At 73.5% G+C, this 6000-nt stretch carries 4 protein-coding genes; 1 reads left to right on the top strand and 3 read right to left on the bottom strand.

What is annotated here, in order from left to right:
* Positions 1-126: 126 nt before the first annotated feature.
* Positions 127-573, top strand: coding sequence for a contractile injection system spike tip protein (locus IE241_RS28065; RefSeq protein WP_190024650.1), 447 nt, complete (start codon positions 127-129; stop codon positions 571-573).
* 84 nt (positions 574-657) lie between these two features.
* Here the strand turns inward: IE241_RS28065 and IE241_RS28060 are convergent, their stop codons facing one another.
* Genes IE241_RS28060 through IE241_RS28050 form a run of 3 tightly spaced genes read right to left on the bottom strand, consistent with a single transcriptional unit; the run spans position 658 to position 5953 of the window.
* Positions 658-2994, bottom strand: a complete 2337-nt coding sequence (locus IE241_RS28060) for an ADP-ribosyltransferase family protein (RefSeq protein ID WP_190024649.1) — start codon at positions 2992-2994, stop codon at positions 658-660.
* A complete protein-coding gene (locus IE241_RS28055; protein WP_190024648.1) occupies positions 2991-5285 on the bottom strand; it encodes an AAA family ATPase in 2295 nt (764 codons plus the stop codon). The genes IE241_RS28060 and IE241_RS28055 overlap by 4 nt, the downstream gene beginning before the upstream one ends.
* Positions 5282-5953 carry a Pvc16 family protein gene (locus IE241_RS28050; protein WP_190024647.1) on the bottom strand — a complete coding sequence of 224 codons (672 nt, stop codon included), beginning with the start codon at positions 5951-5953 and terminating at the stop codon, positions 5282-5284. Before IE241_RS28050 ends, IE241_RS28055 begins: the two co-directional genes overlap by 4 nt.
* Positions 5954-6000 lie beyond the last annotated feature (47 nt).

Below are 6000 nucleotides of genomic sequence, written 5' to 3'. Positions count from 1 at the left end.
CGACATCGGCATCGCCCCCGTCCGCCCCGCCGAATTCGTCCACTTCACCATCACCCAAATCGCCGGCCAGCCGGGGCAGAGCAGCTAGCGCCCCCACCCCCACAACACCAGGAGAGCTGTCCGATCATGCAGAAGCTCGTGGTGAGAGAGGGCGATCTGGTGACGCTCGTGGTGGCCTTGACCACGCCGCCCGTGAGCGCGACGCTCACTCCTCCTCCCCCTTTCCCGCTCCAGGGCTCGGCGGGCTTCCGGGTCGAAGGGCACGTCGCCTGCGTCCCGGACGACATCGAATCCCTGCGGATCGCAGGCGTCGGCTATGTGGTGCCGCCGACGTTCCCCCTCGCGGGGCTCGGCACGGTCGAACTCAAGGTGCCCCGGGGGAACCGCGCCCAGTACGCCAGGACCGCGCAGGGCAAGGAAGTCGTCGTCGACGGAGGCCCGCTCGACCTGGTCTTCACACCGACGACACCGGCGAGCAACCCGCCCGCCAAAGACGAAGTGAAGAAGTACAAAGGCACGGCCACCCTCACCTGCGTCCGGGGGCGGCCCGTCACCGCCGGTCCCGCATCCTGACCGTCCCCTATGTGCTTGTGCCCTGCCCACCGGTCCGGTGGGCAGGGCACGCACGCACACATCAAGGTACGGGGAGCCGCGCAGTCACCCCGTCGCTTCCGTGGCCCAGACGAAGTCGTAACGGATCTCCCGTCCCTGGACGTGCGCGACTTCGTCGCGGTTGCGCAGCTGCACGGTGAACGCCGCCCCCGGCAGGAGGAGTACCTCCTTCTCCTCCGGCTTCCGGGAGAAGGAGGAGATGTTCCGTCCGCTGCGCCCGGAGAGTTCGAGGCGGTAGAGGACCCTGCGGCCTCCGGCGGTCGGGTACTGGAGCGGCAGGAACTCCTCGGCCTTCCTCCGCTCCTCGCTGGTGCTGGTGAAGCCGCTGAAGGACAGCCGCTTCCGGGGCCACACCTCCCATCCCGCCCGGTACACCGTTCCCTTCACGGGCGGCAGCCGGTGGAGGGAGTCGGCGAGCATGTCGGCATGGATCTCGGCCTCGGCCCGCAGCGTGCCGGCGAGAGCGTGCAACCGCTTCCTCACGCCCTCCAGCCGGGCCGCCCTCTCCCGGTCGTCGAGACCCGGCGCCCTGTAGTCGCTGATCCGGTCCTGGAGCTCGGCGTCGCGCCACGTGGTGAAGGGCACTTCGGTGGGCTCGCCCCTGATGACCCGGGAGATCATCTCGTCGATCAGCCGGCCGACACCGACCGAGGCGAATCCACCGGGGGTGGTGAGAACGCGGTTGATGAGCTGGTGGTTGTCCCCGGTGTACTGCGCCAGTGCAAGGTAGTGCGCGAGGCCGAAGTCCTTGTCCGGCCGTTCTTCGCCGGGCCCCTGCCTCCGCAGGCGCCGCTGCCGGTGTCGCGCCGCGCGCACCGTACCGTCGTGGACGGTGAGCATCCCTCCGTGCTCAGGTTCGGCCAGCGCCTGCTGCTCGTAGAGCGCGGCATACGGGGGATCGGGCAGCTTCGTCTGCGGCAGCGCGGCCCGTACGAAGGTGTCGAAGTCCCGGTACATCGCGGCCACGTCCTTGGAGGACGCCGTGAGGCCGGACAGGCTCGGCAGCCCGGCGGCCTTCGCGCCGCGCAGGATCTCGTACAGCGAGTGGTCCCGGCCCGTCAGCATCCAGGAGGCGACGGCGAGGAAGAACTCCCGCTCGGAGCGCTCCTGCCCCTGCGACCCTCCCGGTACGGCCTTCAGCCAGCGGAAAGCGCTGAGCATACGGGTGGTCGTGCCGGAGATGCCCGCCACGAGGGGGGCGCCGCGCTCGTGGTGCTTACGGTGCCAGGAGGCTGCGGGGTCCATGGCGAAGAGTGCCTGTCCCGAGGCCCAGGGCAGGGGGAACTCGGGTCCCTGCTCGCCGGCGGGGACCAGGGCCGCCCAGATGTCCTCGGGGCTGACGTCGTACTCCTGCGGGTGGAGTTGGTCCCCGTCGAGCCGGAGGCCTTCGACGCGCAGGGGCGTGGTGCTGCGCTCCGCGTGGGCCCGCTCCGCCTCGCTCAGGGGTACCCCGAGGTCCTGGTAGTTGCGAAGGGTGCTCCGGCCGGGTCCGGTCCCGGCCGCGGCCTCGGGCCGCTCGGTCCTGCCCTGCTGGCTGCGGCCCATCGACAGGGTGGTGCCGGTGCCGTGCTGGAGGGTCATGTTCCCCAGGGCGAAGATGTCCTTCGCGAACAGACGCCCGACGTCCTGCGGCAGCTGCCCGAGGACGCCTCGGGCGCGGCCGGTCAGGTATTCCCGCTGTGCGCTCAGGGCGTCGGTGTCGAGGCCGAGCTCGTAGGCGCGCCGCAGGTCGCCGTCGAGGACGATGCGGTGCAGGAGGGTCTTGAAGGAGACGTCGCGGTCGTCCCCGGACGGCTCGGGCTGGGGCCCGTATTTGTAGTAGGCGGCGTTGTAGAAGGCGGTGACGAGTTCGCGGACGGTGGCGGACGAGCCGGGTTCGGTCCACTGCAGCAGCCGCTCCCGGGCGTCTTCTCCCGTGCCGACCTGGCCCGCGCCGACCTGGCCCGTACCGACCTGGCCCGTACCGACCTGGCCCGCGCTGGCCGGGTCGTCCTTGAGGAAGGCCCCGGCCGCCCGCTCTGCGGTGAACTCCGCGCTCAGCACCTCGTTCAGGCGCAGCACGGCCGTACGGGCCGCGCGGCCCACCTCGGGGGACGCTGCCAGTGCCGCGCCGAGCCGCTGTTCGTAGAGCTCGGCCTCCTGGTGCCAGCGGGGCGAGGCGACGAGGCGGCGGTGGCCGAACGGTGCGCCGGACGCGGTCTGCTGTCCTCCGGCGCCGAGCGCGCGGGCGGCCGTCGCCGCGTTGCCGGCCTGCTGCTGGAGCTCCCTGAGGCGGCCGGCGAGAATGTCGCCGGCCGCGCCCGCCTGCGGGGGCGCCGCGGCTTCGGGGGCGGGGGCGGGCTCGTGGCGCTGCTCCGGTCCCGGAAGCGGAGCCGGGCTCACTGCGGCACCGCCTGCGCCGCCTGCATCGGCTGGATCGCCGCGGGGAACCGGGACTCGTCCACGTACCGCCCGAGCTTGGCGTACTCCTCCCGGACCGCGGCCAGCAGGTCGGCCGTGCTCAGGGGCCGGTCGTCGGCGGCGGCACGGTAGGCGGCGGTGACCGCGCAGCAGCGGATGGCACCGCCGGGCAGGTCGAAGGCGCCGGCGAGCGCCGCGAGCGCGGCTTCGTCAAGGTCGGCGGCCCGGGGCACGCCGGGGCCCAGACAGCGGTCCCACAGGGCGCGGCGCTGCGCCTCGTCGGGGGCGGGGAAGTGCACGACGAGGTCCAGGCGGCGCAGGAACGCGGCGTCGATGTTGGCATGCATGTTGGTGGTGAGGAGGGCGAGGCCGTCGAAGGACTCCAGGCGCTGGAGGAGGTAGGAGGTGCCGGTGTTGGCGTAGCGGTCGTGGGCGTCCTGGGTGGCGGTGCGCTTGCCGAAGACGGCGTCGGCCTCGTCGAAGAGGAGGACGGCGTTGACGGCGTCGGCCTCGGTGAAGATGCGTTCGAGGTTCTTCTCGGTCTCGCCGATGTACTTGTCGACGACGGTGGCGAGGTCGACGACGTACAGGTCGAGGCCGAGGTCCGCGGCGACGACCTCGGCCGCGAAGGTCTTGCCGGTGCCCGAGGCGCCGCTGAAGAGGGCGGTGACGCCGCGCCCGCGGCCGCCGCCGGGCCGCATCCCCCACCGGCCAAGAACTTGGTCGCGGTGGCGGATGCGGCGGGCGAGGCCGCGCAGCTGCTCGTACGGGCGCTCGGGCAGGACCAGGTCGGGCCAGGAGACGGCGGGCCGGACGCGCCGGGCGAGGCGGCCGAGGGCGCTGCCGTTCCAGCTGCGGGCCGCGGCGTGGACGGCCGCCGGGCCGACGGGGGTTCCGTCCGCGTCGGCCTGCCGGCAGGCCGACGCGGCCACGGCGGGGATCCGGTGCGGGGCGATGCGGTACCGGGCGCCGGCAGCAGCCGCCTCGTCGATCCGGTCGGCCGTCGCAGCGCCGATCCCGTCGGCCACCGCCTCATGGGTCCCGGCGGCCGGACCGGTGAGCGCGCGTAACTCGTGCCGCCACAGTGCCGCCCGATCGGGTTCCGTGAGCGGCGGGCACTCGATCAGAACGGGGGGCGTGGGCATCCAGTGTGCGTCCCAGGGCTCCGGGCCGGTGAACACGACAGGAAGAGGAAGATCCGCGAGAGGGGCCAGGAGGCCGCGCAGGCGCCGGACGTCGGCGGAGGAGCCGACGGCGGGAGCGACCGAGCCGACAGGACCGACGAGCAGCCCGCAGCCCCGCAGCCGCGCTTCGAGGACTGCGGCGCGGACCACGGCCTCCGTCTGCGCCTCCGTCTGCGCCCGCGGCTCGCCGGAGAGGGCGGCGAGGTCGAGCCGGAGCGCCGGCCTGCCGACCGCCGCCAGCGCCGTCTCCGCGACGCTGTCGGCCGCGGCGCCGGGGCCGTCGCGCAGGTGGGCCAAGCGGTGGCGGGTGAGCAGCGAGGCGAGGCGCCGGGCGGTGGCGGCGAGCGGGCTGTCGCCCGTCAGCGGGGCCTGCGGCGCGGGCCTGGGCAGGGTTACGGCGGTGTGCAGGCCAGCCGGCAGGGCGTCATGGCCCAGCAGGTGTGCGGTGACCCGGTCGGGGACGCGGAGCATACGGGTCAGGTAGGGGCGGGCGGTGTCGCCGTCCTCCAGCAGGCCTCCGGCACGCAAGGGCCCGTCGGGCGAGAAGACGCGGCGGGCGGTCGCGGAGGCACTCGGGACGCCGCACAGGGCGAGGGCGAGTCCGGTGGTGGCGTGACGGCAGGTGATGTCGTCGTTGAGGTACCCGTAACAGCGCTCGAAGCGTGCGTCGGTGTCGGGGGCGAGCGCGATCAGCAGGATGTCCACGTCGAGCGGACCCAGGCCGAACTCCTGGGCGAGGCGCAGGAGAGGCGGTGCGGCTCCGGCGGCGACGGCCGCTTCCTCGTGTGTGCGGAGGGCGGCGGCGAGGCGGCTCTCGGCGGGATCGGGGGGCAGCGGGCCGGTGGGGGCGTCGAGGAGGTGCGGGGCCGCGTCGTCGGAGATGTAGAGCCCCTGGAACGGGTCGAAGGGGGCCTCGGCGGGCCCCGGAAACCCGCCCGGTCCGGCCGCCGTCTCGTCACCGGTACGGACGGCGATGGCGCGCCGCACCCTGGCCTCGATCAGGGCCAGGCGGGCGAGGAGCCAGTCGGCGGCGGTGGGGGCCGCCGGTCCGGTGACTTCGTCCGGGCAGGTCGGCGAGGGTGCGGTCATCGGCCGCCGCCTTCCCCGGTGCGACCGGTGCGACCGGTGGCCCGGCGCGGCGTTCCGGGCCGGGTGAGCTCCACGTTCTCGTCGCCGACCACGAGGGGCTGGGACACCCAGTGGTCGTAACCGGCCGGAAGGTACGACAGCAGCGGCACGGTCACGGTCACGTTCAGAGCCGGCACGAGCTTGTGGCCCTTCGCGCTCCACAGCTCGGTCAAGGCCCGGTCCTCGGCCGGCGGGTGGCCGACGTCGAGGAGGGCTTGCAGCTTCATCTGCTCCAGTTCCGGCGGAAGCTGCACCTCGAACTCACGGCTCCTGGCGAAGCCGACGAGGAGTTCGCCGAGCATGCGGTGAGCGATGAGGGCGTCCGGCGCCCACGCGCTGACGAGGTAGGACAGCCGGGCGTACCGGGGCGGGTCGTGCTGCGCCAGCTTCCTCCGCGGCTCGTCCCCGCCGCCCCGTGCCGTGCCGTAGTTGTAGACGGTGCCGGTCTGCTTGCGGTCCAGGTCCTCGCGGATGTCGTACAGGTAGATGCCGACGGTCTCCGCGCCGACGGTCTCCCCGTGCCCGCCGTCGCGGCCGGGGGGCTGGAAGGTGACGGGGAAACCCGGCTCCAGATACGTCAGATCCCTGCGTACGCGTAACTCCATTGCGTGGTCGACCAGTTCGATCATCTGCCTGCCTCTGTCTGCCGCTGTCCGCGCCGGATGGATGGGGTCGT

Source organism: Streptomyces hiroshimensis (genome assembly GCF_014650335.1).
GTDB classification, from domain to species: Bacteria; Actinomycetota; Actinomycetes; order Streptomycetales; family Streptomycetaceae; genus Streptomyces; species Streptomyces hiroshimensis.
This window is presented reverse-complemented; position numbering and strand designations above follow the sequence as displayed.